The 25,152-nt window shown below is 68.0% G+C and carries 25 protein-coding genes; 2 read left to right on the forward strand and 23 right to left on the reverse strand.

The features are described 5' to 3' along the window. Positions 1 to 54: 54 nt before the first annotated feature. The 5 genes from doeB to ehuR all read right to left on the reverse strand — a co-directional run bounded on the left by doeB (position 55) and on the right by ehuR (position 5,841). Positions 55 to 1,065 (reverse strand): N(2)-acetyl-L-2,4-diaminobutanoate deacetylase DoeB, encoded by a 1,011-nt coding sequence (gene doeB, locus BLO63_RS18770; RefSeq protein ID WP_091443845.1) that lies wholly within the window; start codon positions 1,063 to 1,065, stop codon positions 55 to 57. 4 nt (positions 1,066 to 1,069) lie between these two features. Next, complete coding sequence (gene doeA, locus BLO63_RS18775; protein WP_091443848.1) at positions 1,070 to 2,248, reverse strand: ectoine hydrolase DoeA; 1,179 nt, start codon at positions 2,246 to 2,248, stop codon at positions 1,070 to 1,072. Then, positions 2,245 to 3,258: an ectoine utilization protein EutC gene (gene eutC, locus BLO63_RS18780; protein ID WP_091443850.1), complete on the reverse strand. Its 1,014-nt coding sequence runs from the start codon at positions 3,256 to 3,258 to the stop codon at positions 2,245 to 2,247. Before eutC ends, doeA begins: the two co-directional genes overlap by 4 nt. Continuing rightward, a complete protein-coding gene (eutB, locus tag BLO63_RS18785) occupies positions 3,255 to 4,271 on the reverse strand; it encodes a hydroxyectoine utilization dehydratase EutB (RefSeq protein WP_091443852.1) in 1,017 nt (338 codons plus the stop codon). The genes eutC and eutB overlap by 4 nt, the downstream gene beginning before the upstream one ends. A 115-nt stretch (positions 4,272 to 4,386) precedes the next feature. After that, entirely contained in the window at positions 4,387 to 5,841 is a 1,455-nt protein-coding gene (gene ehuR, locus BLO63_RS18790) for a MocR-like ectoine utilization transcription factor EhuR (RefSeq protein WP_425284345.1), read from the reverse strand. 60 nt (positions 5,842 to 5,901) lie between these two features. Between ehuR and BLO63_RS18795 the strand changes: the two genes are divergently transcribed. Next, complete coding sequence (locus tag BLO63_RS18795; protein WP_091443856.1) at positions 5,902 to 6,357, forward strand: Lrp/AsnC family transcriptional regulator; 456 nt, start codon at positions 5,902 to 5,904, stop codon at positions 6,355 to 6,357. Positions 6,358 to 6,383: 26 nt separating this feature from the next. Here the strand turns inward: BLO63_RS18795 and rbsK are convergent, their stop codons facing one another. The 7 genes from rbsK to deoC all read right to left on the reverse strand — a co-directional run bounded on the left by rbsK (position 6,384) and on the right by deoC (position 13,876). Next, complete coding sequence (gene rbsK / locus BLO63_RS18800; RefSeq protein WP_091443859.1) at positions 6,384 to 7,337, reverse strand: ribokinase; 954 nt, start codon at positions 7,335 to 7,337, stop codon at positions 6,384 to 6,386. A gap of 44 nt (positions 7,338 to 7,381) precedes the next feature. Then, positions 7,382 to 8,458 (reverse strand): aldose 1-epimerase family protein, encoded by a 1,077-nt coding sequence (locus tag BLO63_RS18805; RefSeq protein ID WP_091443862.1) that lies wholly within the window; start codon positions 8,456 to 8,458, stop codon positions 7,382 to 7,384. Then, positions 8,455 to 9,450 (reverse strand): ABC transporter permease, encoded by a 996-nt coding sequence (locus tag BLO63_RS18810; protein WP_091443864.1) that lies wholly within the window; start codon positions 9,448 to 9,450, stop codon positions 8,455 to 8,457. The genes BLO63_RS18805 and BLO63_RS18810 overlap by 4 nt, the downstream gene beginning before the upstream one ends. Before the next feature lie 13 nt (positions 9,451 to 9,463). Continuing rightward, the gene (locus BLO63_RS18815) at positions 9,464 to 10,435 is read right to left on the reverse strand and encodes an ABC transporter permease (RefSeq protein WP_091443867.1); all 972 of its coding nucleotides are present in this window, start codon (positions 10,433 to 10,435) and stop codon (positions 9,464 to 9,466) included. Next, positions 10,435 to 11,931 (reverse strand): sugar ABC transporter ATP-binding protein, encoded by a 1,497-nt coding sequence (locus BLO63_RS18820; protein ID WP_091443869.1) that lies wholly within the window; start codon positions 11,929 to 11,931, stop codon positions 10,435 to 10,437. Before BLO63_RS18820 ends, BLO63_RS18815 begins: the two co-directional genes overlap by 1 nt. Before the next feature lie 139 nt (positions 11,932 to 12,070). Further along, a complete protein-coding gene (locus tag BLO63_RS18825; RefSeq protein WP_091443872.1) occupies positions 12,071 to 13,117 on the reverse strand; it encodes an autoinducer 2 ABC transporter substrate-binding protein in 1,047 nt (348 codons plus the stop codon). A gap of 57 nt (positions 13,118 to 13,174) precedes the next feature. Then, positions 13,175 to 13,876 (reverse strand): deoxyribose-phosphate aldolase, encoded by a 702-nt coding sequence (gene deoC / locus BLO63_RS18830; RefSeq protein ID WP_091443875.1) that lies wholly within the window; start codon positions 13,874 to 13,876, stop codon positions 13,175 to 13,177. Positions 13,877 to 13,996: 120 nt separating this feature from the next. On the opposite strand from deoC, the gene BLO63_RS18835 reads away from it, so the two are divergent. After that, on the forward strand, positions 13,997 to 14,701 hold the full coding sequence (locus BLO63_RS18835) for a DeoR/GlpR family DNA-binding transcription regulator (RefSeq protein ID WP_244517976.1): 705 nt from the start codon (positions 13,997 to 13,999) through the stop codon (positions 14,699 to 14,701). 167 nt (positions 14,702 to 14,868) lie between these two features. Here the strand turns inward: BLO63_RS18835 and BLO63_RS18840 are convergent, their stop codons facing one another. The 11 genes from BLO63_RS18840 to BLO63_RS18890 form a co-directional block, all read right to left on the reverse strand. Then, complete coding sequence (locus tag BLO63_RS18840) at positions 14,869 to 15,051, reverse strand: hypothetical protein (protein ID WP_091443883.1); 183 nt, start codon at positions 15,049 to 15,051, stop codon at positions 14,869 to 14,871. Next, positions 15,048 to 16,211 (reverse strand): WD40 repeat domain-containing protein, encoded by a 1,164-nt coding sequence (locus BLO63_RS18845; RefSeq protein ID WP_091443886.1) that lies wholly within the window; start codon positions 16,209 to 16,211, stop codon positions 15,048 to 15,050. Before BLO63_RS18845 ends, BLO63_RS18840 begins: the two co-directional genes overlap by 4 nt. A 36-nt stretch (positions 16,212 to 16,247) precedes the next feature. Beyond that, entirely contained in the window at positions 16,248 to 16,550 is a 303-nt protein-coding gene (locus tag BLO63_RS18850; RefSeq protein WP_091443889.1) for a hypothetical protein, read from the reverse strand. After that, positions 16,547 to 17,011 carry a hypothetical protein gene (locus tag BLO63_RS18855; protein WP_091443892.1) on the reverse strand — a complete coding sequence of 155 codons (465 nt, stop codon included), beginning with the start codon at positions 17,009 to 17,011 and terminating at the stop codon, positions 16,547 to 16,549. The genes BLO63_RS18850 and BLO63_RS18855 overlap by 4 nt, the downstream gene beginning before the upstream one ends. 44 nt (positions 17,012 to 17,055) lie before the next feature. After that, the gene (locus BLO63_RS18860) at positions 17,056 to 19,113 is read right to left on the reverse strand and encodes a sigma-54-dependent Fis family transcriptional regulator (protein ID WP_244517977.1); all 2,058 of its coding nucleotides are present in this window, start codon (positions 19,111 to 19,113) and stop codon (positions 17,056 to 17,058) included. A gap of 91 nt (positions 19,114 to 19,204) precedes the next feature. Then, positions 19,205 to 19,702, reverse strand: coding sequence for a hypothetical protein (locus tag BLO63_RS18865; RefSeq protein WP_143007086.1), 498 nt, complete (start codon positions 19,700 to 19,702; stop codon positions 19,205 to 19,207). Positions 19,703 to 20,007: 305 nt separating this feature from the next. Continuing rightward, positions 20,008 to 21,639: a molecular chaperone GroEL gene (gene groEL / locus BLO63_RS18870; RefSeq protein ID WP_091443898.1), complete on the reverse strand. Its 1,632-nt coding sequence runs from the start codon at positions 21,637 to 21,639 to the stop codon at positions 20,008 to 20,010. A 66-nt stretch (positions 21,640 to 21,705) separates the two neighbouring features. Then, positions 21,706 to 22,563, reverse strand: coding sequence for a metal-sulfur cluster assembly factor (locus BLO63_RS18875; protein WP_091443901.1), 858 nt, complete (start codon positions 22,561 to 22,563; stop codon positions 21,706 to 21,708). A gap of 4 nt (positions 22,564 to 22,567) precedes the next feature. Further along, positions 22,568 to 23,590: an amidohydrolase family protein gene (locus BLO63_RS18880; RefSeq protein ID WP_091443904.1), complete on the reverse strand. Its 1,023-nt coding sequence runs from the start codon at positions 23,588 to 23,590 to the stop codon at positions 22,568 to 22,570. Positions 23,591 to 23,702: 112 nt separating this feature from the next. Beyond that, complete coding sequence (locus BLO63_RS18885; RefSeq protein ID WP_018391468.1) at positions 23,703 to 24,074, reverse strand: MmoB/DmpM family protein; 372 nt, start codon at positions 24,072 to 24,074, stop codon at positions 23,703 to 23,705. 5 nt (positions 24,075 to 24,079) lie between these two features. Beyond that, positions 24,080 to 25,150, reverse strand: a complete 1,071-nt coding sequence (locus BLO63_RS18890) for an aromatic/alkene monooxygenase hydroxylase subunit beta (RefSeq protein WP_091443907.1) — start codon at positions 25,148 to 25,150, stop codon at positions 24,080 to 24,082. Positions 25,151 to 25,152: the final 2 nt, after the last annotated feature.

The raw sequence follows: 25,152 nt of genomic DNA on the forward strand, positions 1-25,152 counted from the left end.
CGGCGGCGCCGTGGTCCGGCGTCCGTGTTGGGCCGCGCGCGGCGGCCGGATGGATCAGGCCTCCGTCACCACGGCGAGGACGGAGAGGCAGTCGCCGGCCTTGATCAGGCCCGGCACATGGCGGGCGGCGAGCACGCCGTCCATCGCGGCGCGGTACTCGGCCGGCGCCTGTCCGGTGCGGCCGATGGGATAGACGCGGGCGACGAGGTCGCCCTTGCGCAGCTTTGCGCCGAGGTCGACCGCGAAGGCGATCAGCCCGTCATCGGCCGCGAAGGCGAAGCAGTCGCTTGACGGCATGTCGAGCCAACGCGTGGCGGCGGTCTCGGGTTCACCGGCGAGGATGCCGGCATGGCGCAGCAGGTTGGTCGCGCCCCGCCGGGCAATGCCGATGCTGGTCGCGCTCGCCGTGCCGGCGCCGCCGAGCTCGGTGGTGACGAACACCTTGCCCATGTCCTCGACCGTGGTGTCGAGCATGCCGACCGCGTCGATCTCCAGCATCCGCATCGAATAGGGGGCGGAAAACGCCGCCACCGCCGCGAAGCAGCGCGCTTCCTGCGCCTTGTCCGCCAGCTCATGCGCGGCGGCATAGGGCAGGAAGTCGAGCGTCTTGCCGCCGGAATGGAAGTCCAGCACCAGATCGGCCAGCGGCACGAGGTGGCGGGTGACGAAATCGGCGATCTTTTCCGTCACCGTGCCGTCCGGGCGGCCAGGAAAGCTGCGGTTGAGGTTGCCGCGGTCGATCGGCGAGGTCCGGGTGCCGGCGCGAAAGGCCGGGTAGTTCAGCGCCGGCACGAGGATGATGCGCCCCTGCACCTGTTCCGGCCGCAAGCTGCGCGCCAGCTCGAACAGGGCGGCCGGTCCCTCATATTCGTCGCCATGATTGGCGCCGGTGAGCAGGGCGGTCGGGCCCTCGCCATTGGCGATGACGCAGATGGGGATCATCACCGAGCCCCAGGCGCTGTCGTCACGGCTATAGGGCAGACGCAGATGGCCGTGCTGCACACCTTTCGCGGCGAAATCGACCGTCGGCGTGATGGGCGAGGGGCGCGGGGACGCGGTCAGCATCGCGTCACCCCTTCACGAACAGCTGGCGCGGCACGTTGGACAGGCATTCATGCCCGGCCTGCGTGATGGCGATGCTCTCGGTGATCTCCAGCCCCATATCCTCCAGCCACAGGCCGGTCATGAAATGGAAGGTCATGCCGGGCTTCAGCTCGGTGCGGTCGCCGGGGCGCAGGCTCATGGTGCGCTCGCCCCAGTCCGGGGGATAGCTCAGCCCGATCGGGTAGCCGGTGCGGTTGTCCTTGATGATCCCGTACTTCTTCAGCACCGCGAAGAAGGCGTTGGCGATGTCCTCGCAGGTGTTGCCGGGCCGGGCGGCGGCAAGGCCGGCTTCCATGCCCTCCAGCGTCGCCTTTTCGGCGTCGAGAAAGGCCTGTGTCGGCGTGCCGAGGAAGACGGTGCGCGAGAGCGGGCAGTGATAGCGCTTATACGCGCCGGCAATCTCGAAGAAGGTGCCCTCGCCGATCCGCATCGGCTTGTCGTCCCAGGTGAGATGCGGGGCGGAGGCATCCGCCCCCGACGGCAGCAGCGGCACGATGGCGGGATAGTCGCCGCCGAACTCGGCGGTGCCGCGAATGCCGGCATCATAGATCTCGGCCACGAGGTCGCATTTGCGCATGCCGGGCTCGACCACCTCGACAATGCGCTGGTGCATCAGTTCGACGATGCGGCCGGCCTTGCGCATATAGTCGAGTTCGGTCGGGCTCTTGACCGCGCGCTGCCAGTTCACCAGCCCGCCGGAATCGGTGAAGCTTGCATTGGGCAGGTGCTTGACCAGCGAGGCGAAGGCGGCAGCCGAGAAGTAGTAATTGTCCATCTCCACCGCGATGGAGCCCTTGTCCCAGCCGCGCTCGGCGATGATCTGCGACAGCAGGTCCATCGGGTGGCGCTCGGTCGACTGCACATAGTGGTCGGGATAGCCGATGATGTTGTCATGGCCGAGATAGGCGGTGCGCTTCGCGCCGTTCGCGTCCTGCTTGCGGCCGTACCACACCGGCTCGCCGGTCGGGGGCACCAGCACGCACTGATGGACATAGAACGACCAGCCATCATAGCCGGTCAGCCAGTGCATGTTGGAGGGGTCGGTGACGACCAGCAGGTCGATGCCGGCCTTGTCCATCGCCGCGCGGGTCTTGGCGAGGCGCTCGGCATATTCCTCGCGGGAGAAGTTGAGGGTGACGGTCACGCGATGTCTCCGGCTGCGGCCTTGGTGTCGATGGGGCGCCCGGCGCCGGCGTCGCGCGCACGGGCAAGGGCGAGATTGGCGATAGCGGTGTCCTGCACGCCGGTGCCGGTGAGGTCGGCCAGCGTGATCTCGTCCGGGCTTGTGCGGCCTGTCGCGGTGCCGGCGATCACCTCGCCCAGCTCGGCGAAAGCGGCATCGGCGGGGATGAGCCCGGCGGATAGGGCGTGGTGCAGCTCGCCCAGCCGCCGGGTCTGGCTCAGCCGGTCGGCGATGTAGGTGACGCGGGCGAAGGCGGCGGGGTCGATCTCGTTCTTATGCTCGCTGTCCGCGCCCATGGCGGTGACGTGCTGGCCCGGCTCCAGCCACTCCGCCTTGAGGATCGGCCGCTCGGCCGGGGTGGTGGTGACGACGATGTCGGCGCCGCGCACGGCCTGCTCGGGATCGGCGCTGGCGATGACGGGAAAGCCGAGGCGTGCGGTGAGATCGCGGGCGGTGGCGGCCGCCTTCGCCGCATCGCGGGCCCAGATGCGGGCCTCGCGAATGGGGCGCACGAGCGTGAGCGCTTCCAGCTGCAGCCTTGCCTGCATGCCGGCGCCGAGGATCGCGGCGACGCTCACCTCGGGGCGCGCGAGATGCCGGGCGGCGACCGCGCCGGCGGCGGCGGTGCGCACATCGGTGAGATAGCCATTGTCCAGCAGCAGCGCCTCGACCAGCCCGGTCCGGGTGCTGAACAGGATCATCAGCCCGTTAAGGCTCGGCAGGCCGAGCAGGGGATTGTCGAAGAAGCCAGGGCTGACCTTGATGGCGAAGCCGTCGAGGCCGGGGACATAGGCGGTCTTCACATCCACTTCGCCGCGATGCTCGGGAATGTCGAGCCGCAGGATCGGCGGCATGGCCACGGGCTTGGTCACCAGCGCGGCAAACGCCGCCTCAATGCCGTCGACGGCGCTGGCGTCCAGCCCGATGATCGGGCGCAGGTCGGTCTCGGTGAGGACGAGCATGCGGCTCATGCGGGCGCTCCGTTGACGAGGCGGCGGTGCAAAGCGGTGTCGATATTGCCGCCGGAGAGGATGAGCGCGGCCGGCCCGTGCGGGCGGACCTTGCCGGCGCGCAGGGCGGCGATGCCCACGGCGCCGCCGCCCTCCGCCGTCTCGCCTTCCTCGCGGGCGGCGTGGCGGATGCCGGCGGCGATCTCGTCCTCGCTGACGAGGACGACCTCATCGAGCAAGGCGCGGCACAGCGGAAAGGTGAAGCGGTTGGCAAGGCCGATACCGCCGCCGAGCGAATCCGCCAGCGTCTCCTCCTCCACCACATCGACCGGCCGGCCGGCAGTGAGCGAGGCGGCCATGGCGGCGCCCTTCTCCATCGAAACGCCGATGATGCGCACATTCGGGCGCAGGGTCTTGACCGCCAGCGCGATGCCGGCGGCCAGCCCGCCCCCCGACAGCGGCACGAGGACAAGCGCGAGCTCCGGCAGGTCCTCGACCAGTTCAAGGCCGATGGTGCCCTGTCCGGCGATCACGTCCGGATGGTCGAAGGGCGGGATGTTGGTGAGGCCACGCGCGGCCACCAGTCGTTCGACCTCGGCCTGCGCATCGTCCTGCGAGCGGCCGACGATCCGCACCTCGGCGCCGAGCGCGCGCACCGCCTCGACCTTGTTCAGCGGCACCAGGGCGGACATGCATACGATCGCCGGCACCCCGGCCTCGCGGGCGGCATAGGCGACGGCGCGGCCATGATTGCCGGTGGAGGCGGTGACGAGCCCGCGCCCACGTGCCGCCTCGTCCAGCGCCAGCACCGCGTTCATGGCGCCGCGCAGCTTGAAGGCGCCGACCGGCTGGCGGGTTTCCAGCTTGAGATGGATGGGTTGGCCCGTTAGCGCCGCCAGCGACGAGGAGGCGACCAGCGGCGTGCGCGCCACCCGGCCGGTGATGCGGCCGGCGGCGGCCTCGACGCTGGCGAACGCGACCGGAAGGCCGGGCGCGGCGGCGTGAAGGGAGCCTTGCGTGGCGTGCTGCGACATGAGCTGATGTGTCCTCTCACTTGTGATGGTGCGAGGCATCAAAAATCATGTCAATTATTATATTGTAATGATCCAATGGTGCGCGAACAGGAGTGCCCGTCGCGCGGCGGGGATGTCAGCCGATGGCGCCGATGTCGAAGACCGGGGGAAGCTGCTCGAAGGTCTGCCGTACAGTGGTCAGCGCCTGCGTCAGCGCGGCGGGCGAGAAATGCCCGCCGAGGCAGATGCGGATGCCGCCGCCATGATTGCTGCCGGCGATGAACGGATCGGACGGCGTGACCGCCACCCGCCGCTCCGCCAGCGAGCGCACCAGCCCGTCCTCGGTCCAGTGGGGCGGCACTTTGAGCCAGGCGCAGAGCGAGAGCGGATGGGTCGAGGCGACGTGGGGGCCGAGCGTCGCGGCCACCAGCGCCTGGCGCGCCTGCGCCTCCTCGCGCTGCACGGCGAGCAGGCGCTGCGCCGTGCCGTCCTCGATCCAGCGCGAGGCGATCTCGGCCAGCAGATAGGCCCCGCTCCAGCTGGTGACGCGCAGGATCGAGGCCGCCCGGATCGAATAATGCGGCGGCACCACGAGATAGCCGACCCGCAGGCCCGTCAGCACGGTCTTGGTGAAGCTGGTGATGAAGAAGCCGAGATCCGGCACCATCTGGCTGATCGAGGGCAGGGGGGTGTCGATCAGCGGCTTGTAGACCTCGTCCTCGATCACGAACACGCCGTGGCGCCGGGCGATGGCGGCGATGGCTTCGCGGCGGCCGGGGCCGGCGACATGGCTGGTCGGGTTGTTCAGCGTGGGGATCAGCACGAGGGCGCGGGGGCTGCCGGTCAGGCACGCCGCCTCGAACGCCTCGGGCAGCACGCCCTCGGCGTCGGTGGGCAGCCCCTTCAGGCTGAAACCCAGCACATTGGCGAGGCCGATCACGCCATGGTCGGTCAGGTTCTCGGTCAGCACCACATCGCCGGCGCGCACGATGCAGCTCAGGGCCAGGAACAGGCCATGCGCGGCGCCATTGGTGATGAGGATGCGTTCCGTGCCGGCCTCGACGCCCAGCGGCTTCAGCCAGGCGCGCGCCGCTTCGCGGTGCGGGTCGAGGCCGGCGATCGGCCGGCAGGCGCCCATGAAAGCGCCATTATCCGCCCGCGCCAGCGCGGCCAGAACGGCACGCGACGCCTCCTCATGCGCCTGGGTATAGACGCCGCGGACGATGGACAGGTCCACCGCCTCGTCGGGGTTGCGGTCCAGCATCAGGCGGCCGGCGCGCTCGGTGACGCGGGCTTTGACGAAGGTGCCGCGGCCGATCTCGCCGGAGAGATAGCCGAGCCGCTCCGCCTCCCGGTAGCTCAGGCTCACCGTCTGCACCGACAGGCCAAGGTCGCGGGCAAGGTCCCGATGCGTCGGCATCCGGTCCATCGGCTTGAGCACACCGGACTCAATGTCGGCGATGATCCGTTCCGTCAGCGCCGCGTGCTTGGTCTGGCCCTTGGCTTTGGCGAGGCGGGGCTGCCAGTCCACGCTCTTGCCCAAACCCGTTGCGGCCGGTGCCGCGGCCGGAGGGTGGACTTGACGAAGCATCGAATTGTCTCGTTCTTAAGGGAGGCCATTCATGACATTATGCACGTTCGGGCGCCAAAGATGAAGCTTGATGCCACCGACCACAGGATTCTCGCGGCGCTGCGCCGCGACGGGCGGATCACCAAGCTCAAGCTGGCGCAGGAGGTGCATCTCTCCCCGGCGGCGTGCTGGGAGCGGCTGCGCCGGCTGGAGACGGCCGGCATCATCAAGGGCTACACGGCGATCATCGACCTCGGGGCCGACGAGCCGCGCACGACGGTCATCGTCGAGATCAGCCTTTCCAGCCACCAGCAGGCCGATTTCCGCCGCTTCGAGGAGGCCGTGGCCCGCGAGCCGGCCATCGTCGCCTGCGACGCCACCGGCGGTGGCATCGACTACATGCTGCGGGTGACGGTGCCGGACATCGACAGCTACCAGCGCCTCATCGACCGGCTGCTTGAACAGCCGATCGGGATCGGGCGTTATTTCAGCTATGTGGTGACGAAAAGCGTGCCGCTGGGAAGAGGCGGTACCTGACCGGGGCGCGGCGACAGCGCTCAATGTCAGCCCGGCGCAAGGGCATCCCGGCCAGCCGTTCCGCGCGCCGGAAAGCGGGTACGGAACTCCTCGGCGGTCGCATAGGAGCGCTGGGTGCCCCGGCGGGTGATGGAATCGGCGGCGTAGCGCGCCGCCTCGTTCAGCGCCGCGATCACCGGCAGGCCCTGGGTGTGGAAATGCGCGAAGGCGCCGATAAAGGCATCGCCCGCGCCTGTGGTGTCGACCGGCTCGACCTTCACCGGCGCGACACGCTGGGTGCCGGCGCGCGTCACCAGCAGCGCGCCGCGTCCGCCCATGGTCACGACCACCGTGCCGATGCCGCGCGCGATCAGCGTCTGCGCCGCCGCCTCCACCTGCGCCTCGGTGTCCACCGGCATGTTGGTCAGCGTGGCGAGTTCGGTCTCGTTCGGGGTGAGAAAGCCGAGATCCTTCAGCTGCGCGACATCGAGATGCGGCAGCGCCGGCGCTGGCACCAGCAGGGTCGGCACGCCGTTTTCCTTCGCCCAGCGCACCGTGTGGTAGACGGTCTCGACCGGGATTTCGAGCTGCATCAGGATCAGCGCGCAACCCTTGAGCAGGTCGCTCGCGGCCTCGACATCGGCGGGGGCGAGAAGGGCATTGGCGCCTTTGACGATGAGGATCGAGTTCTCGCCCGTGGGCTCGACGAAAATCGGCGCCACGCCCGAGGGCAGGCCGGGGGTGCGGATGACGTGCGTGGTATCGATGCCGTTGCGGGCGAAATTGGCGATTGTGGCGTCGGCGAAGGTGTCGTCGCCGACCCGTGTCACCATCACCACCGGCGAGCCCAGCCGCGCCGCGGCGATCGCCTGGTTGGCGCCCTTGCCGCCATGGCCCATCTCGAAGCTCGGCGCCTCGACGGTTTCGCCGCGCAGCGGCATGTGGTCGACATAGGTGATGAGGTCCATCATGTTGGACCCGACGACGGCGATCTTCGACATCTCAACCTCCCGTTCCGCCCCGTGCCGGGCCGGCCTTGTAGCGTTCAACCGCCGAGCGTGTGGGCCAGCGCCGCGCATTCGCCGGCATCGAGATGGCCGAGCTCGACGCTGTAGCGCGCGGTGGCGCCGGCGGGCAGGCGGATGACATTGCCCTTCGCCTTCTCGGCGGCATAGCCCTCCGGCTCGCAGGTCGAGGGCAGGGCGAAGGCGCACACCGACTGGTCGTGCCCGGCGAGAATCCAGCGCACGGTCTTGGGAAAATCCGCCGGGCGGTAGCGGGCGAGGAAGGCGTCGCCCTCCGGCCGGCGCAGCAGCATTGTGGTCGCCCCGTCGGCATCGGTCGCCAGATCGCGGAGATAGAACACCTGCTCGGGGTCGAATCCGTCGGCCCGGCGGATGACGCGGCTCGCGGCAGGGTCGGCGGCCAGCGTCTCGATGCGGGCGAGATAGGCGGGGTTCGGCGTCACATGCGCCGGCACGGCGCGGCGCACCACGGTGTGGGCGGCATCGAACGGGGCCTGCTGGAGAATATCGCCGCCCTCGACGAAGGCGTAGTTCACATGCGCCATGTACATCAGATCCATGGCGTCGCCGGCGGAGAGGTTGGTCACCTCCATCGCCATGTCGAAGCGGGCGTCAGTGGCGTGCAGCGTCACGCTCGGGCGCGCCTCGTAATGCGCGCCGAAGCCCATGGCGTAGTCATAGGCGCCGAACAGCCGCATCCACGGGCCGCGCGCGTCCTCGCCCACCTCTATTCCGGCCGAATCCATCGGTGCGCAGGGCATTTCGCCATGGGCAGGGTGGGTGTCGGCGGGGCCGGGAACGCCATTGCGCAGCAGGCCGGAATGGAAGGCGAAGCAGCCATAGGTCTCGGCGATGGTCCGCACCGGGCGCGGCGCCTTGAAGATACTCTGCATGGTCAGGTCGACGCCGTCGAACGCCGCCGACCAGATCATCTGGCCGAGATAGGGCAGCACCACCAGCGCCCCGCGCGCATTGGCGAGGCGCACCGCCTCGACCCCGGTGGGGTAGCGGAACAGGGTGGCGGTCAGCCCGCCATGCTCGACGGCGAGGATTTCCGTGTCGCCAAAGGCGCGGCGGTCGAGGTGAAAGCGGGTCATGCGCGGTTCCGGAAGGCGTTCAGCACCATGACGAGCAGCAGGAAGCCGCCCCAGATGAAATCGATCAGATGGTTTGAGAAGCGCATCATCTGGAAGCCCGAGGCCAGCAGCATCAGCGCGATGACCGCGATGGAGATGCCGAGCACCGTGCCGCGCCCGCCGGCGGGGTTGGTGCCGCCGAGCACGCAGATCAGCACCGCCTGCAAGAGATAGGACGTGCCGTAATCCGACTTCGCCGCATTGGTGCGGCCCGACAGGATGATGCCGGCGAGGGCCGCGAGCGTGCCGCTCATCATGTAGGAATACAGCACCATGCGGTCGCTCTTCAGCCCGGCGAACACCGCCGCGCGCGGATTGGTGCCGATGAGGAAGAGGTTCAGCCCGAACGAGGTTCGGGTGAGCATCACCGCGATCACCATGGCCACGGCGACGAAGATCAGCAGCGGCACGGCGATGCCGAACAGCTTGCCATTGCCGATCAGCCCCCAATAGGCGGGGAAGCCGACAATGGCCGGCCCGCCGGTCAGCACCATGCACAGGCCGGTGAACACCTGGCCGGTGCCGAGCGTGGCGAGGATGGGGGTGATCTTCGCCCGGGTGATCAGCAGGCCGTTCAGCGCCCCGGCGACCAGCCCGACGCCCAACGCCAGCATCACGCCCGCGGCGACACGGGCGATCTCCCCGGCCATGCCGGCGGCAGGATCGCCGGGGAAGAGCTTGGTGAAGAACACGCCGGCGAGGATGCCCGCCAGATTGGCGATGCCGATCACCGACAGGTCGATGCCGCCCGTGAGCATCGCCAGCATCATCGCGATGGCGACGATGCCGAGCTCGGGAAAGATGAAGCTGATCGATTCGAAATTGTAGTAGCGCAGGAACTTGGTCGGTTCGAGCCAGCTCATCATCGCGAAGATCGCGACGGTGATGAGAATGAGCTGAAGGATGTTGTTGTCGCGGTTGACGAAGCGCGAGAGGTCGAACGGCTTGTTCATGATGCCTGTCTCCTCACGCCAGCGTCTTGCGGTCGCGCCAGGCGGTAAGCGCGGTTGCGATCACGATGACGCAGCCGATCACCACGCCCTGCCAGGTATTGTCGATGCGCATGATGATGAGGCTGTTCTTGATCAGCACCAGTAGGAACACGCCGAGCAACGTGCCGAGCACCGAGCCGCGCCCGCCGAAAATCGAGGCGCCGCCCAGCACCACCGCCGCGATCACGTCGAGCTCATAGCCGACGAAATCGCGCGGGTTGGCGAGCCAGATCATCGAGGCGTGCAGCAGCCCGGCGAACCCCGCCAGCGCCCCGGCCAGCCCATAGGCGACATAGACGGTGCGCCGCGTGTTGAAGCCGACCCGCTTGGCCGATTCCGCGTCGTCGCCATAGGCGAAGATCGAGCGGCCGGTCATGGTGCGGGTGAGCAGCAGCCCGACCAGCACCGCCAGCCCGAGATAGACGAACACCATCACCGAGAGCTTGGCCCCGCCCACATCCAGGCTGGAGCGGCCGAAGGCGATCAGCGCCGGCGGCATCCGGTCGATATTGACGATCGAGGTGCCCACCAGCCCGAGCAGCAGCCCGCGCACCACCGAGGCCGAGCCCAGCGTGACGATCAGCGGGATCATGCGGAAGGTGTGGATGAAGAAGGCATTGGCCAGCCCGCAGATGAGGCCGATCAGCGTCGCGCCGATGAAGGGCAGCACCACGCCCTCATAGCCATAGGCGTTCATCGCCAGCACGGTGAGATACATTGCCGCCGCCGCGAACGCGGGAAACGACACGTCGATGCCGCCGGAGACCATCACGATCAGCACGCTCAGCGCCATGATGCCGATGACGACATTGGCGCGCAGCAGGTTGAACAAATTGTCGGCCTGCCAGAAAGCCGGGTTGATCGCGCCGATCACGATCATGATCGCGACGACGATGAGGAAGACCGCCGTCTCGGAGCGGCGCATCAGCTTGGCGAAGAGGTTCATCAGCGCAGCGTCTTCAAGCGGGTGTGGATGTCGTCTTCCTGAAGGTCGCGCGGATCGAGATCGTCGACGATCGCGCCACGGTGCATCAGGAGGATGCGGTTGCAGTTGTGCAGAAGCTCCGGCACGTCGTCGGAGATCATCAGGACGGCGAGGCCGTCCTTGACCGCGAGTTCGCGGATGCGCCGGTGGATTTCCGCCTTGGAGCCGACATCGACGCCGACCGTCGGCCCGTTGAGGATCAGCACGCGCGGGCCGGTGAGCAGCCAGCGGCCGATGATGACGCGCTGCTGGTTGCCGCCGGAGAGCTTGCCGACCTGCTTTTCCACATCGGTGGTGGCGATCCGCATGTCGGTCACGGTGCGCTCGGCCAGCGCGGTCACCGCGTCGTCCGACAGGAAAGGTCCGCGCGTCGCCCGGTCGATGGCGCTGGCCACCACGTTGCGGGCGATGGACTGGCTCATGAACAGCCCTTCGGACAGCCTGTCCTCCGGCACATAGGCGATGCCGGCCTCGACCGCCTCCGGCACGCTGGCGAGTGCCAGCGGCTTGCCGTCGAGCAGGATGGTGCCGCGGTAGTCCGGCTCCATGCCGAACAAAGCGAGGGCGAGTTCGGTGCGCCCGGAACCGAGCAGGCCGGAGAGCCCGACGATTTCGCCGGCCCGCAGTTCGAGCGAGACGTCGCGCACAAGCTCGCCGACGCTCAGCCCCTGCACCCGCAGGCGCGGTTCGGCACTGGCGTCGCCCGCCCAGGCATAGCGTTCATGGCCCAGATCCTGCCCGGTCATGGCACGGGTGATGCGGGCCTCGGTGAAATCGGCGGTCGGGCCTTCCTCGACCTTCTGGCCGTTGCGGAAAACGCAGATTCGGTCGGAAATCTCCAGCATCTCGCGCATCTTGTGGCTGACGAACAGCACGGCGATGCCCTTGGCGCGGATCTCGCGCACCAGCGCAAACAGCCGGTCGACCTCGCGCCCGGTCAGCGCCGTGGTCGGCTCGTCCATGATGAGGAGGCGGGTCTGGCTCATCAGCGCGCGGGCGATGGCGACGATCTGCCGGTCGGCGGTGGAGAGCTCGCCCACGCGCGCGCCGAGGTCGATGTTCACGTCGAGCCGCGCCAGCGCCTCCGTGCCGAGGCGGCGGCATTCGGCGGGGGCGATGAAGCGCCGGCCCTCGCTCAGCAGCCGGCCCATGGCGAGATTCTCGGCCACGGTGAGGCTCGGGAACAGCGAGAAGTCCTGGTAGATCACCTGGATGCCGGCGGCGATGGCCGCGCGGGGCGAGAGGCCGGCGACCGGCATGCCGTCGATCAGCAGCGTGCCCTCGTCGAAATCATAGACGCCCGAGACGATCTTGATCAGCGTCGACTTGCCCGAGCCGTTCTCGCCGGCAAGGCACAGGATCTCCGCCGGGGCGATGGCGAAATCGACGCCGTCCAGCGCCTTCATGCCGGGAAAGCGCTTGGTGACGCCGCGCAGTTCGATCAGTGGTTCGGCCATGGCACGCGCTCTGGAAAGGGACACGGCCGGCCGGGATCACCCGGCCGTTCGCGCAGGAGCGGGAAGCTCCAAGGATAGCCCAGCTTCAGTCTGACGCGCGCGGGCGGGGCAGCCGTGCCACCCCGCCCGCGACAGCGGATCAGAACTTGTACTGGTCCATATTCTCCTTGGTCACGCCGACCCAGCCCTGGCCATAGAGCAGGTTCGGCGCGGCGCCGGCCGGGGTGGTGAGGTTCTCATAGCCCTTGAGGCCGAGATTGAGGCCAGCCTTGATCTGGTCCTTCTTGCCGGAGAGCGCCATCACGGCGAGCTCGTTCATGGCATAGCCGGCGACCGCCGGGTCCCAGAACTGGATGTACTGGATGTCGCCATCGGCGAGGTACTTGCCGGCCACCGAGGGCAGGCCGGTGCCGGAGAAGAACACCTTGCCCTTCAGCCCGCGCTCGGCGATCAGCCGGCCGGCGCCGGCCGAGGTCGGCATCGGGCCGCCGATGATGCCGTTCACGTCCGGATAGGTCGTGAGGGCTTCGGAGAGGCGGTTATAGTCGGTGTTGGCGTCGTCATAGGTCTCAAGCCGCTGTGTGGCGAGCGCCATGTCGGGGAAGTGCTTCTTCTGGTACTCGATGGCGCCGTCGATCCACTCGTTCTGCGACTGCGAGGTCAGGCTGCCCACCGTGGCGAGGTACTTGCCCTTGCCACCGGTGTACTTGCCGAGCACTTCCATCAGCTGGGCGCCATAGGCCTTGTTGTCGAAGGCCTCCAGAATGTAGTCGGCATTCTTGAGGTTGGAGGCCTCATGCGCGATCACCACGATGCCGCGGTCGCGGGCCTTCTTCAGCACCGGCTCGACCGCCTCGACCGAGAACGGCACGATGCAGATGGCGTCGACGCCCTGCGCGATCAGGTTCTCGATCAGCTGCACCTGCGCGGCGGCGTCCGCCTGGCTCGGGCCCACCTGCCAGACATCCATGCCGGTATCGGCGCCGAACTGCTTCACCCCGTCGCCCATGCGGTCGAACCAGGCGATGCCGTCGACCTTCACCACGGTGGCGATGGAGAACTTCTTGCCGGTGGCGGCGGCGGTGATGTCCTTCGGCACCTGGCTGACATCGACGACATTGTCGGCGAAGGCGGGGGCCGCCAGCAGCGACAGGCTGGTGGCGAGGGTCAGTAGCGTCTTTCTCATGGATGTCCTCCCAGACATTCGTTGATTTGGATTGCGTTGACGTCGCAACGGTTTGGGTTAGTAGCCGGCAGCGGCCGGCGCGGCGCCTCCGACGATGGCGACGCTGGCGCTGGCACCGATGCGGGTGGCGCCGGCATCGATCATCGCCCACGCCGTCGCGGCGTCGCGCACGCCGCCGGACGCCTTGACCCCCATGTCGGGGCCGACCACCCGGCGCATCAGCGCGATATCGGCCACCGTGGCGCCGCCGGTCGAAAAGCCGGTGGAGGTCTTGACGAAGTCGGCCCCGCTCTCCCGCGAGAGACGGCAGCCGGCCTCTTTCTGCGCCTCGTCCAGCAGGCAGGTTTCGAGGATGACCTTGAGCACGGTTCCCCGAGTCGCCGCGCGCACGGCGGCAAGGTCAGCCCGGCAGCGGTCGAGATCGCCTTCAACCAGCGCGCCGATATCGATCACCATGTCGATTTCCTGCGCCCCGGCGGCGATGGCGAGCGCGGCCTCGGCGGCTTTCGCCGCCGCGCCGCCGGCACCGAGCGGGAAACCGATCACCACGCAGGTCTTCACCCCGCTGCCGGCGAGCCGTTCGGCGACGAAGCCGGCATGGACGGCGTTGACGCACACCGAGGCGAAGCCAGCGGCCCGCGCCTCGTCGCAATAGCGCGCCACCTCGGCGCGAGAGGCCTCGGCCTTGAGGATGGTATGGTCAATGAACCCGGCCAGCGCGCGCGGATCGCGCAGCGGCGCGTGAGTGTTTTCTGGCATCGATGATCTCGATCTGGCGTATTTTGTTATGATTATCACAAAATTTGTTGCGAACATTTCACGCGCATCTTGACGAGTCAAGGCCGGGCGCCGATGGAAAGGCAGGGGACGGAGGCTGCTGTGAAAAAGTCCGAACGGATCCAACGGCTGGACGAGCGGCTGCGCGCGGCGGGCGTGCTGCATCTGCGCGACGCGGCCGAGCATCTCGCAGTATCCGAGATGACGGTGCGCCGCGACCTCGCGGCCTCGCCCGACCTGTTCAGCTATCTCGGCGGCTACATCCTGCCGGCCGGCGGCGAGCGCGCCACGACTTACCGGCTTGATGCCGAGCTGGACGCCCATGCGGAGGCGAAGGCACTCGCCGGCCGCGCGGCGGCGCGCCTGGTCGAGCCGGACGACACCATCTTCATCGACTGCGGCACCACCACGCCGCATATGATCGAGCACCTGCCCGTCACCGGCCGGCTCACCGTCATCACCTATGCCATGAACATCGCCGCGCGGGTGGCGTCCCGGCCCAATACCAGCCTCATCCTGCTCGGTGGCCTGTTCCACGCCTCGTCGCAGACCTTTTCCGGCGAGGAGGGGCTCAGGAGCCTGGAGCGGCTCGGCATCAGCAAGGCGTTCATCTCGGCCGGCGGCGTGCACGCCCAGCACGGCGTCACCTGCTCGAACTTCCACGAAGTGCCGGTGAAGCAGGCTGTTCTGGCGCGCGCGGCCATCGCCTATATGGTCGTGGATTCCAGCAAGATGGACAAAATAAAGCCGGCCTATTTCGCCCGCGCCGAGCAGTTCGCCGGCATCCTTACAGAGCTTTCAGACTAGATATTTGGGCCTGCGCGCACGGCTCGTGTTCGCCACTCCGCCAGTGCTCGACCGTCGCGCGGATGCCCGCCGCCGAATCGTCCACGGCAAGGGCGATCATATGCGCGATTGCCCCGGCCCGCACCACTCCTTCAGCCGATCTGCGCGCGACGCTCGGGGCGTCCCGTTCAGTTTGTCGTCTCAAGGCTGCGATTGCCGAGATCCTTCTTCTCGGCAATGAAGCGGGCGGCGAGGACGAACGCGCCCATGGTGAAATCGCGGCCGTGCTCGGCGATCATCCGTTCGGCGAGCGCGGCGATTTCCGCGAAGAACATGTCCTTGCTTTCCTCGGTCTGGTCGGTCGCGCTCATGGAACCCTCCTGTTGATCTGTTTGAACATGTGGGCTGGCAGGTCGATCACCCCGGCCCAGCCTTGCGCGGCGTGAAAGGCCAGGTGCTCGCCATCGCCCGACCAGCTCAGGTCGCGCAGGCCGCCCGGCGCCGGGTCGCGAATGACGAGTTCGTCGCGTTGACCCACCGCCATGACGACGATCATGCCGTTTTCATAGCCGGCCGCGACCAGCGGCAGATGCGGATGCAGCCGCGCCGCCTCCACCGCCACCAGGCCGGAACGGCCGGTCTCCAGGGTTTTCGGGCGGTCGTGGCTCCCCTCCACCGCCCAGACGATGGTGCGGAAGGCGCCGCTGGTCACGAGCCAGCGGGAATCGGCGCTCCAGTCCAGCGTGCGCACCGGGGCGGGATAGTCCGGCAGGCGCAGCACGCGCCGCGTCGCGGGGTCGATCAGGGCGACACCGCCATCAAGCAGGCCGGCGGCCAGAAAGCGCCCGTCCGGCGACCAGGCGAGGGCCTCCACCGGCCCGAGCGCGGTCTCGAACGGCTCGCCATCGGCGCCGAGCGGGTCGGTGATGGGCAGGTCGATGAGCGCAAGGCGGGCCTCGAAGCCCAGCGCGATCCGCGTGCCGTCGGGTGCGGGCGCGACCACCCGGGCGGTGCCCTCATAGCGCGCCATCGCCCGTGCGGTGCCCCCTTCGGGATCGTAGCGCGTGACGCTGCCGCTGGCGGCGACCCAGCCGGCACGCTCACCGGCGGCAGGCTCGCACGAGGTCGCCAGCGCGTCGACGCCGGCGCTGTCATGTTCGACCATCACACGCGTCGATCCGTCGGCGCCGATCTGCACCACCCGCCCGGAGCTGGTGCCGACCAGAAAGCCCGAGGAGCCGAACGCCGCCAGGCGCAGCGGGGGCTCGCCCACCGGCACCCGTGCCGGGGCGGCAACGGGGCGGGCGCGGGGGGAGATGGTGGAGCGCCCATCCTCGATCGACATGCGCCAGCGCACGCCCGCCGCTTCCGGGTCCTCCATCGAGACAAAGGCGAGCGTGCCATCCGCCAGCGCATAGGCAAGGCTGGCGCCGTCGCGGGCGAAGGTGCAGGCCTGAACCTCCGCTTCCAGCCGCCATTGCCGCGCCAGCAGGGTGAAAAGCGGTGATGCCTGGGCTTCCGTCGTGCTCATCTCTTTAGGCTCCCTGCCGATGCCCGGCGGTTCGGCTCACGGTTCACTGATCTCGCGGTCGAGCGCGTCGAGCTGCCCGTGCCATTCCATAAGGTCGCGCGCGTCCTCGGCGAGCGCGTTCTCCGCCGCCGCATGCTGCGCCCGCGCCTCGGCGAGGCGCTGCGCGGCGGCGGTCGCGTCTTCCCCCCGCGAGAGGTTGCGCTCGCACAGCATCACCTCCAGTTCGAGGCCGCTGGCGATCTGCCGGTTCTGCAGCTGGCGCGCATTCAGCCGGGCGATCTCCTGAACCACTTCAAGGCGCTTGCCGAGCAGGGTGCGCAGGTGCTGCGTATCCGTCATTGCGCGCCTCCCGCGGTGCCGGGGCGGAGGGCGGCGACTTCGGCCAGAATGTCGTGCAGGCCACCCAGGCCGGACAGGAAATGATGCTCGGCGCTCTCGATATAGCTGCGCAGGCTGTCCCAGATATCGGCCCGCAGCAGATGGGTGGAATCGCCGCCGAAACGCTCGAACGCCCTCAGGTCGATCTGGTGCGACAGCGCCATGCCGTTCACCACGAAATCGGTGAGCTCCCGGCTATGGGATTCGACGAACAGCCGCAGCAGCGGATGGTCGCCATAGTCGACGCCGTTCGAGCCGAGCGCGTGCTCGATGAAGCCCTGGAAGTGCCGTGACAGCAGATCCAGGCTCTCGCCGCGAATGCGCAGGGTGAAGACCACGTCGCGCTCGACCTTGTCGAGAATGATCGCGGCCAGCTCGCCGGGCCGGCGGGCGTGGCCGGAGGGGTCCATCCGTTCTGTCATATGAGCCTCGCCCTTTCGATTCCGTCTGTCCTCCCGCGCGGCGGCTAGTGCCTCGCCCGGTAGTGCTGCAGCTTGCGATAGAGCGTGCTGCGCGAGATCCCCAGCCGATCGGCGGCGACCGAGGTGTTGCCGCCCGAGGCGACGAGCGTACGCTCGATGAGGCGGCGCTCGGCCTCGTCGATGCGGGCGATCGGCTCCCCGGCATCGGCGCATTCCGCTGCTTCGCCGCCCGCCTCCCGCAGCGGCTGCAGGTCCTCGAGGAAGTCTTCCGGCAAGTCGTCGATCCCTACCGTGCGGTCGACGGCCATCAGCGAGAGCGACTCGACGAGGTTGCGCACCTCCCGGACATTGCCCGGCCACTCATAACGCTCCAGCAGATCGATCACCGCCGGCTGGAAGCGCAGCGGCTCGGTGCCCTGGCTCTCCGCCACCCGGCTGTTGAAATGATGCAGCAGCAGGCGGATGTCGCCATGGCGGTTGCGCAGCGGAGGAATGGTGATCTTGACCGCGCCGATGCGGAAATACAGGTCCTTGCGGAAGCGCCCCTCGGCCGCCTCCAGCTTGAGATTGCGGTTGGTGGAGGCGATGAGCCGCACATTGATCGGCCGGGGCCGCCCCTCGCCGATGCGATAGACGGCGTTTTCCTCAAGGATGCGCAGGAGATAGGGCTGGAGCTCGAGCGGCATCTCGCCGATCTCGTCGAGGCTGAGCACGCCGCTGTCGGCGATCTCGAACCGCCCGGCGCGGCCCTCGCGGGTGGCGCCGGTGAAGGCGCCCGGCGCGTGGCCGAACAGCTCGCCCCCGAGCAGATCCTTGGACACCGCGCCGCAATTGAAGGTGACGAAGGGCTCCTTGCCGGTGGTGAGCCCGGCCGCGTGGATGAGCTTGGCGAACAGCTCCTTGCCGACCCCGGTCTCGCCTTCCAGCAGGATGGCGCTGCGGCCCTGCGCGGCGCGCTCGGCCCGCTCGATGGCTTCGATGAGCACCGCGCTCTCGCCGATGATGGCGTCCCGCGCCGCCTTCAACGCCGTCCGCGCCGGGCTGCTGCCGGCCCGCACCGCCGGGGCGGGGTGGCCGGTCGGCCCGAGCAGCAGCACGGCGCCGGAGAAGCTGCCGTCGTGAAGCAGCGGCTCCATGCGCTGGCTGTCGATGCCGGGAATGCTGGCGATGTTGTCCGGCCAGCTGTCGCCCTTGAAGTCCATCAGCTGTTCGCCGAGCCGCAGCTCGGTGCCGGGATGGGCATGGCGCCAGCGCGCGGCGGCGGTGTCGCTGTGGTGGATCACCCGACCCTGGCGGTCGAGGATGACGAAGCCGTCACCCCGCGCGCCACCCTGCAGCCGGGCCAGGCACAGTTCGAGCAGCTGCATGCGCTCGACCCGCAGCTGGTCGGCAAGGGCGAGCTCGATATGGCTCGCCGCCATCATGCCGAGGGCGATGTTGTGGCGGCGGAAAATGTCTTGCGGGCCGGAGAAATCGACGACGCCGACGATGCTGCCGTCGAGCGGATTGCGGATCGGCGCGCCGATGCAGGTCCAGGACTTCACGCCCTCGCAGAAATGCTCGGCCGCGCGGACATAGACCGGCTTGCCCGTCACCAGAGCGGTGCCGATGCCGTTGGTGCCGGTGACGGTCTCGCCCCAATTGGCGCCGATCTCGAGGCGGATGTCATGGGCGGCGTCGAGAATATGGGGATCGCCGGCGGTGTCGATGATGACGCCGCGCTGGTCGGTGACGACGACCATGGTCGCGGTCTCGCCGAGAATGTCGGCCAGACGCTCGAAGGTCTTGCCGGCCGCCTGCACCAGGCCTCCATGCTGCCGGCGCAGGCCGTCCACCTCGTCGGCGGAGACGATGAGGCCGCTGCCGCGCCCGCGCGGGTCGACGCCGGAGACGGCGCTGCGCTGCCAGGAGCGCTCGATGACGCTGCGCACCAGCCCGCCGGGCCCGGTCGGTCGGCCCCGGCCGAGGAAATTCTCCCAAGCCTTCATCGTCGCCGACGCGTCGTAGGAGGCACCGTCCGCCGCGTGATCGGCGCCGTCCTCGCCCTCGTCCATGCGCGAGGGGAGTGGGGTCGAACGGCGCTCAACGGGCGGCTTTGTCATCTGCGCTTCCGTCTGCATCCCAATATCCCGTGGCCGCGCTCGAACCGGCATCTGCGCAAAGGGGACCGAAGGCTCCGGCGGGGACGCCCGCTCAGAGGACCTGCGGCGCGGCAAAGCCGAGGCGGGCGGCGAGTTCCTGCTTGAACGGCTCGTCGAGCTCGTCCTCGGAGAGTACGCAGCCATCGAGCCCGGCCAGCGCCTCCAGCACCTCGTCCGGCGCCGGATCGAAGAAACCATTGGCGCGGGTGGCGAGACAGAAGACCCGGCCCTGCGGGCGGTGCCGGATGTCGCCAAGGAACAGCAGCTGCCGATTGGTGTCTTCGTCGACCACAACGATGCGGTTGTTCAGGCTGATGCGGATATAGGGCCGTGCCGGCGCGGCCCGTTCCATCGAGGCGTAACCGATGAAGCTGCGGCGATCGTATTCGGCCACGGATGTCTTGGCGGCGCGGGCCTGCTTGATGTCCTGCCAGCGCCCACCGGAAATCTGATTGGCGAGACGATCAATCGTCCCCCAATTTTGTTCGATCATCTGCTTGGCGGCGACGTCCTCTTTGCGAGGTCCATCCTTCTTGGTGATGATATACACCAAAGCACCCTCCCGTTTATTTTTAGCGAAGATCAGATGCCTTAATTCTTGGCGTTCAGGATCTGCTTCGCTTCATTTGCGACGTTTTTACCACGCTTCCAATCAAGCGTCACTCAACCAGGACTCCCAGCGGGCCCGCCACCACAGGGCCCATCGCCACGACCGCCAGCCCGAAAGCGACGTCCGCGCCGGTGCCGCTGGCCGTGGCACGGGCGGGGCCGGCGCGGTGCCGAGCCGTGAGGGTCCCGGACCCTTTCGGGGGGCAGCCCGCCGGCCGGGCGGGACCTGCCGGCGGGATGCCATGATCATGCGCGGCCGAGCCTCTCGGCGCCGCCGCCGAGCGCCGGGCCGGCGGTGGGGTCGACATAATCGGTGATGTCGGCGATCAGCGTGTTGGTGGTGAGCACCAGCGTGGCGACCGAAGCGGCGTTGCGCAGCGCGGTGTAGGTGACGCGCACCGGATCGACGATGCCGGCCGAGATCATGTCCGTCATCTCGCCGGTGGCGGCATCGAAGCCGATGCCGTCCTCCGCCGCCATCAGCTTCTCGACGATGGCCTCGGGGTCGTAGCCGGCATTGCGGGCGATGAACGCCGCCGGGCGGGCCAGCGTCTCGCGCACCAGGCGGATGCCTTCGCCGACATCGCCGTTGAGATTGCCGAGCCGGGCCGCGACGATCGGCGCGCATTGCAGCAGCGCCGTGCCGCCGCCAGCGACGATGCCCTCTTCCGCCGCCGCGCGGGTGGCGCTCAGCGCGTCGTCGATCAGCTGCAGGGTGCGCTTCTGCTCCACCGGCGTCACGCCGCCGGCATAGATCACCGCCGTGCCGCCGGAGAGCTTGGCGAGGCGCTCCTTCAGCTTGTCCTGCTCGATATTGGGCGGGGCGAGCTCGTGCTGGCGCATTACCTGCGCCCGGCGGGCGGCGATCGCCTCGGCGTTGCCGCCGCCGCGGATTATGACGGTCTCGCGGGCGCTGGCGCGGACCTGGTGGGCGGTGCCGAGATCGTCGAGCGTGACGTCCTCCAGCTTTCCGCCGAGATCGCGGGCGATGACCTTGCCGCCGGTGATGATGGCGAGATCGTCCATCATCGCCTTGCGCCAATGGCCGTAATCGGGCGGGTTGACCACCAGCACCTTGCCGCGATTGCCGTCGCCCAGCAGGGTGACGACCACTTCCGGGGCGATTTCCTCGGCGATGATGACCAGGGTGCGCCCGGTCTTCGCCACCGCCGCGCGGAGGCCGGCGATTTCCTGCGGGGCGCGGATCTTGAGATCGGTCAGCAGGATGTAGGGCTCGTGCAGCACCACCTCCATCTTCTCGACGTCGGTCACCATGTGGTGGGAGATGTAGCCGCGGTCGAACGACATGCCCTCCACCACGTCGAGCGTGGTGGCGATGGTGAGGCCGTAGTCGGACGAGACGATGCCGTCGAGGCCGACCCGGTGCAGCGCCTCGGCGACGAGATGGCCGAGATGCGGGTTGGTGGCGGCGATGGTCGCCACCGCTTCCAGCACCGAGCGCTCGGAGGCCGGGCGGGCGCGACCCTTCAGCGTCTCCACGACCAGCTCCACCGCCGTGTCGATGCCCCGGCACAGGTCGACGGGTTTGGCGCCCCGCTCCAGAGCCGCGACGCCGTTCTGGATGAGGCCGTTGGCCAGCACCATGGCGGTGGTGGTGCCGTCGCCGGCGACCTCGTTGGTCTGCATCGAAACCTCGCGCACCACCTGCGCGCCCATATTCTCGAAGCGGTCGGGCAGCTCGATCTCGGAGGCGATGGTCACGCCGTCGCGCGAGACGATGGGGGTGCCGATCGGCCGGTCGACCATGGCGTTCATGCCTTTGGGACCGAGCGTCGATTCGACCGCCGCCGCCAGCTTGCCGACGCCGCGGGCGAGCGCGCGGCGCGCCTCGCCCTCATGCAGGATCATCTTTGCCATGGCTGTTTCCTCGTCATGTTGTTTGCTTGTTCGGGTCGACGTCGGAACGGAGCGTCGCCGCCTCGTTCACGCGGAGAGCGGGGAGCCGGTGGTCTGGCCGACAGTCTGCCGGGCGCAGCCGCCGCAGCATCCGCTGGACGCTCCGGCACCGCCGCAGGCATGGGTGGAGGGAGCGGCCGTCCTCTGGCGCGGCCCCTCGTCGTAGCGGGCATCGAGAAGCCCCCGGCACAGCGCGCCATTGGCCTCCATGTTGATGCGGATCGCCCGCAGCCCGCGCAGATGCACCGGCAGGCCCTCGGCCGTGATGGCCGCGCCGTCGAGGGTGACAAAGGCGAGGTCGGAGGGCCGGGCGGCAAGGCCGCGCGCCAGCAGGATCTCGCGGTAGCGCGGCTTCTGGCGCAGGCCCTCGGGATCGGTGAGCACAGTGCGGTCGAGCGTGCCGAGATCGGTGGTGACGATGGCCGCGTCCGACCAGCCGGCCCGCCGCAGGCCGAGGATGACCGCTTCCTGCCGGCGCTGGAACGCCTTGCGCAGAAAGGTCTCGCGCAGGCCCTCCAGCGTGTCGCTGACCTCCAGATCGCGGAACGTCTCGGCGAAGGAGAGGCCGAGATGGGTGCCGCGATTGACCTCCTGCGAGAACATATGGTCTTCGAGCCGGGGATGAACTTCCCGCGCCCAGGGCAGCGCCCGCACCGCTCGGCCGATATCGTCCGCCATCAGGAAGGCGAAGTTGGGCGAGCACCAGTAGGTCGGTAGCCGGAAGGCGACATCCACCCGGCCATCGGTGCCGATCGCGATGTCTTCCACGAAGCCGAGATCGACGATGGACTCGTCCAGCTCCGGGTCCATCACGCCGGCGAGCTGGGTCCACACGGCGGCGATGCGCGCATCGCCGCCAGTTTCGGTACGGGCGGGGCGGGGCATGGGCCTACTCCGCCGCGACCGCGAGCGAGGCGTCCTTCAGCCGCGCCTTCTGCGCCTCGATATCGATATTGTAGAGCCGGGCGGCGTTGAGGCCGAGGATCTTGCGCTTGGCCTCGCGGGTCAGGTCGACGCCATGCTCCTGCTTGATGTCCTCCGGGATCTCGAAGTTCCAGAACTTCTCGACCAGCCAGCGCGGCGTCCAGATCGCGTAGTCGCTGCCGAACAGGATCTTGTCCTCGCCGACCCAGAACAGCAGCTCGCTGATCACCTCGGCGAAGTAGCGCGGGCGGGAGTGGATGAAGGGCAGCGCCACGGCGAGGCCGCCATAGACATTGGTCTCCTGCACCGCGATCCAGCAGAAATCGTCGAGCCGGGGCAGGCCGCAATGCTCGATGATGAAGTTCAGCCCCTGGAAATCGGTCGCGGCATGGTCGACGTCGTGGACATCGAACGCATCCTTGTCGAGCGGGATGATGGTCGGTCCCTTGTGGACATGGACATTGGTGATGCCGAGCTTCTGGCACAGCTCCAGGCAGCGATAGGCGCTGGGGTCGGTGAGCTTCCAGCCCCGGGAATCGCCCTTCCACTCCGCCGTATAGAGCTTCACGCCCTTGATGTTGTAGTTTTCCTTCATGAAGTGGATGTATTCGAGCGCCTTCTCGCCATCGCGCGGGTCGAAGGAGCCGTTGACGATGTAGCGGTCCGGATAGGCCTTCGCCATGTCGAGATTGCGCTCGATGGTGTTGAAGCCGTTCTTGTAGAATTCCTTCAGATAGGTCGACTGCACGATCGCCATGTCGTCGGGGCCATCGACGAACAGATCATGGTGCATCTTGTCGGCGCTGTATTTCTCGAACTGCTCCTTGCTCCACAGCTGGTCCTTGGGGCTGAGAGCGTTGTGGTAGGCGTAGAAGCAGTCGATGAACTGCTTGCCATGGATGTTGGCCTGGTTCTCCGGGCTACCGTCCCAGAAATGCGTGTGACCATCGATGATGAAGATCTCTTCACCGTCCGGTGTTCTGAACATGAACCCTCTTCCCTTTTTGACGAATTCTGGAGGCGCGTGGCGTCGCGCCTGTTGGTGTCGGGCACGCCGTGCCGGGGAGGGCCAGCCCTCCCCGGCAACGGTCGTGCGGTGCTCACTCGATGTATTGGCGGATCTCATCCATGTCGCCGAACAGCGTGACGGTGTTGTCGTCGACCCGGATCATGCGGCCATAATGGGTGGAGGTGTTGACCTCGAAGATCTCGGCATTCATTTCCTTGCCGAGAATCTCGCTGATCTCGTCCATCTTGAAGATCAGCTTGCCTTCGCCATCGATGCGGATCAGCGCCGGCTGGTAGGTGATGGTGACATTGGGCTTCTGCCCCATGAACTCGGCGATGGCGCGTGCCTCGACGCTGTCGTTCATGGTGACGCCGCACTGGTGCGAGATCGTCTGGTCGAAGACGAGATCGCCCATCTTCTGGAAGATATTCTGGTTGGTGGCCGAGCGAGACATGGTGGACATGGGCGTCACTCCTTGGGAAGGTCGAGGCCGAGCTCGCCCAGGATCTTCCCGATGCGCTCGACCGACTGCGCGCGCGCGTCGGAATACTGGACAGGCTTGGAATGCGGCTGCGACCAGATCGGCTGCAGGCCGGCCGAGGCCTTGTTGGCCAGGGCGACATGCTTGTGCAGCCAGGACTGGAACAGGCGCTTATTGTGGGCGCCGTGCTCGGGGTCGTGCGCCAGCAGGTGGAACAGGTCGATGGCGTTGGCGAGGTTGCGCTCGTAATCGGCTTCCGCCGCCGAGATCACCGGCGGGGTGATGAAGTCGCCATTGGGGGACGCCACCTGCATGAGGAAGCCCGAGCGGAACAATTCGCCCACCAGCGGCTCGAACACGATGTTGATGGCGAAGTACTGCTCAAGATAATCCTCCGAGCCCATGATGGACTCGACCGCCTCGCGCGTGCCCTGCCAGTTGACGTCTTCCAGCCAGGTGCGCTTGCCGGCCTCGTCGTCGAACGCGCCGATATCCATGCCGATTTCGGCGAGGTAGAGCGTGATGTCCTGGGCGAGGCGCAGCTTGTACGACGAGTTGGTCAGCGTCGCGTTGTTGATCATCTGCGTGTAGCCGTAGCGCTGCGCCTGCATCAGCGAGGTGCCGAGGCCGAATTCGGCATGCTTCCACGCGCCGAGATGGTTCTGAAGCACCTTCACCCACGCCTTGTCGAAGTGCAGCGGCGCGCCCGACTTGCGGCCATTGGCGATGACCGCCTGCACCATCGCCTCGATCTTCGACTGGCGCTGGTAGTGGGTGCGCTCCCACTCCTGGTCCGGGGCACGGAACAGGTGCCAGTTGGAGCTCAGCGCGGCGGTGTTGTCCTTGGAATAGGCGCCGCGCCCGTTCGGGAACGAGATGATCCAGTCCTGCAGCAGATAGCGCTCGGGATCGGGCTGGACGTCGACGGTGACGTCCTCGTAATGGGTCGCGCGCTTGCCGCGCGGTTCGAAGTAGCGGTACTTCCGGCTGTCGGAATCAGCGAAGACGGCCGATCCGGCTGCCCCCGACTTGACCGGCGCCGTTTGCGTGGCTGTCATGG

This window comes from Ancylobacter rudongensis (assembly GCF_900100155.1).
GTDB lineage: Bacteria > Pseudomonadota > Alphaproteobacteria > Rhizobiales > Xanthobacteraceae > Ancylobacter > Ancylobacter rudongensis.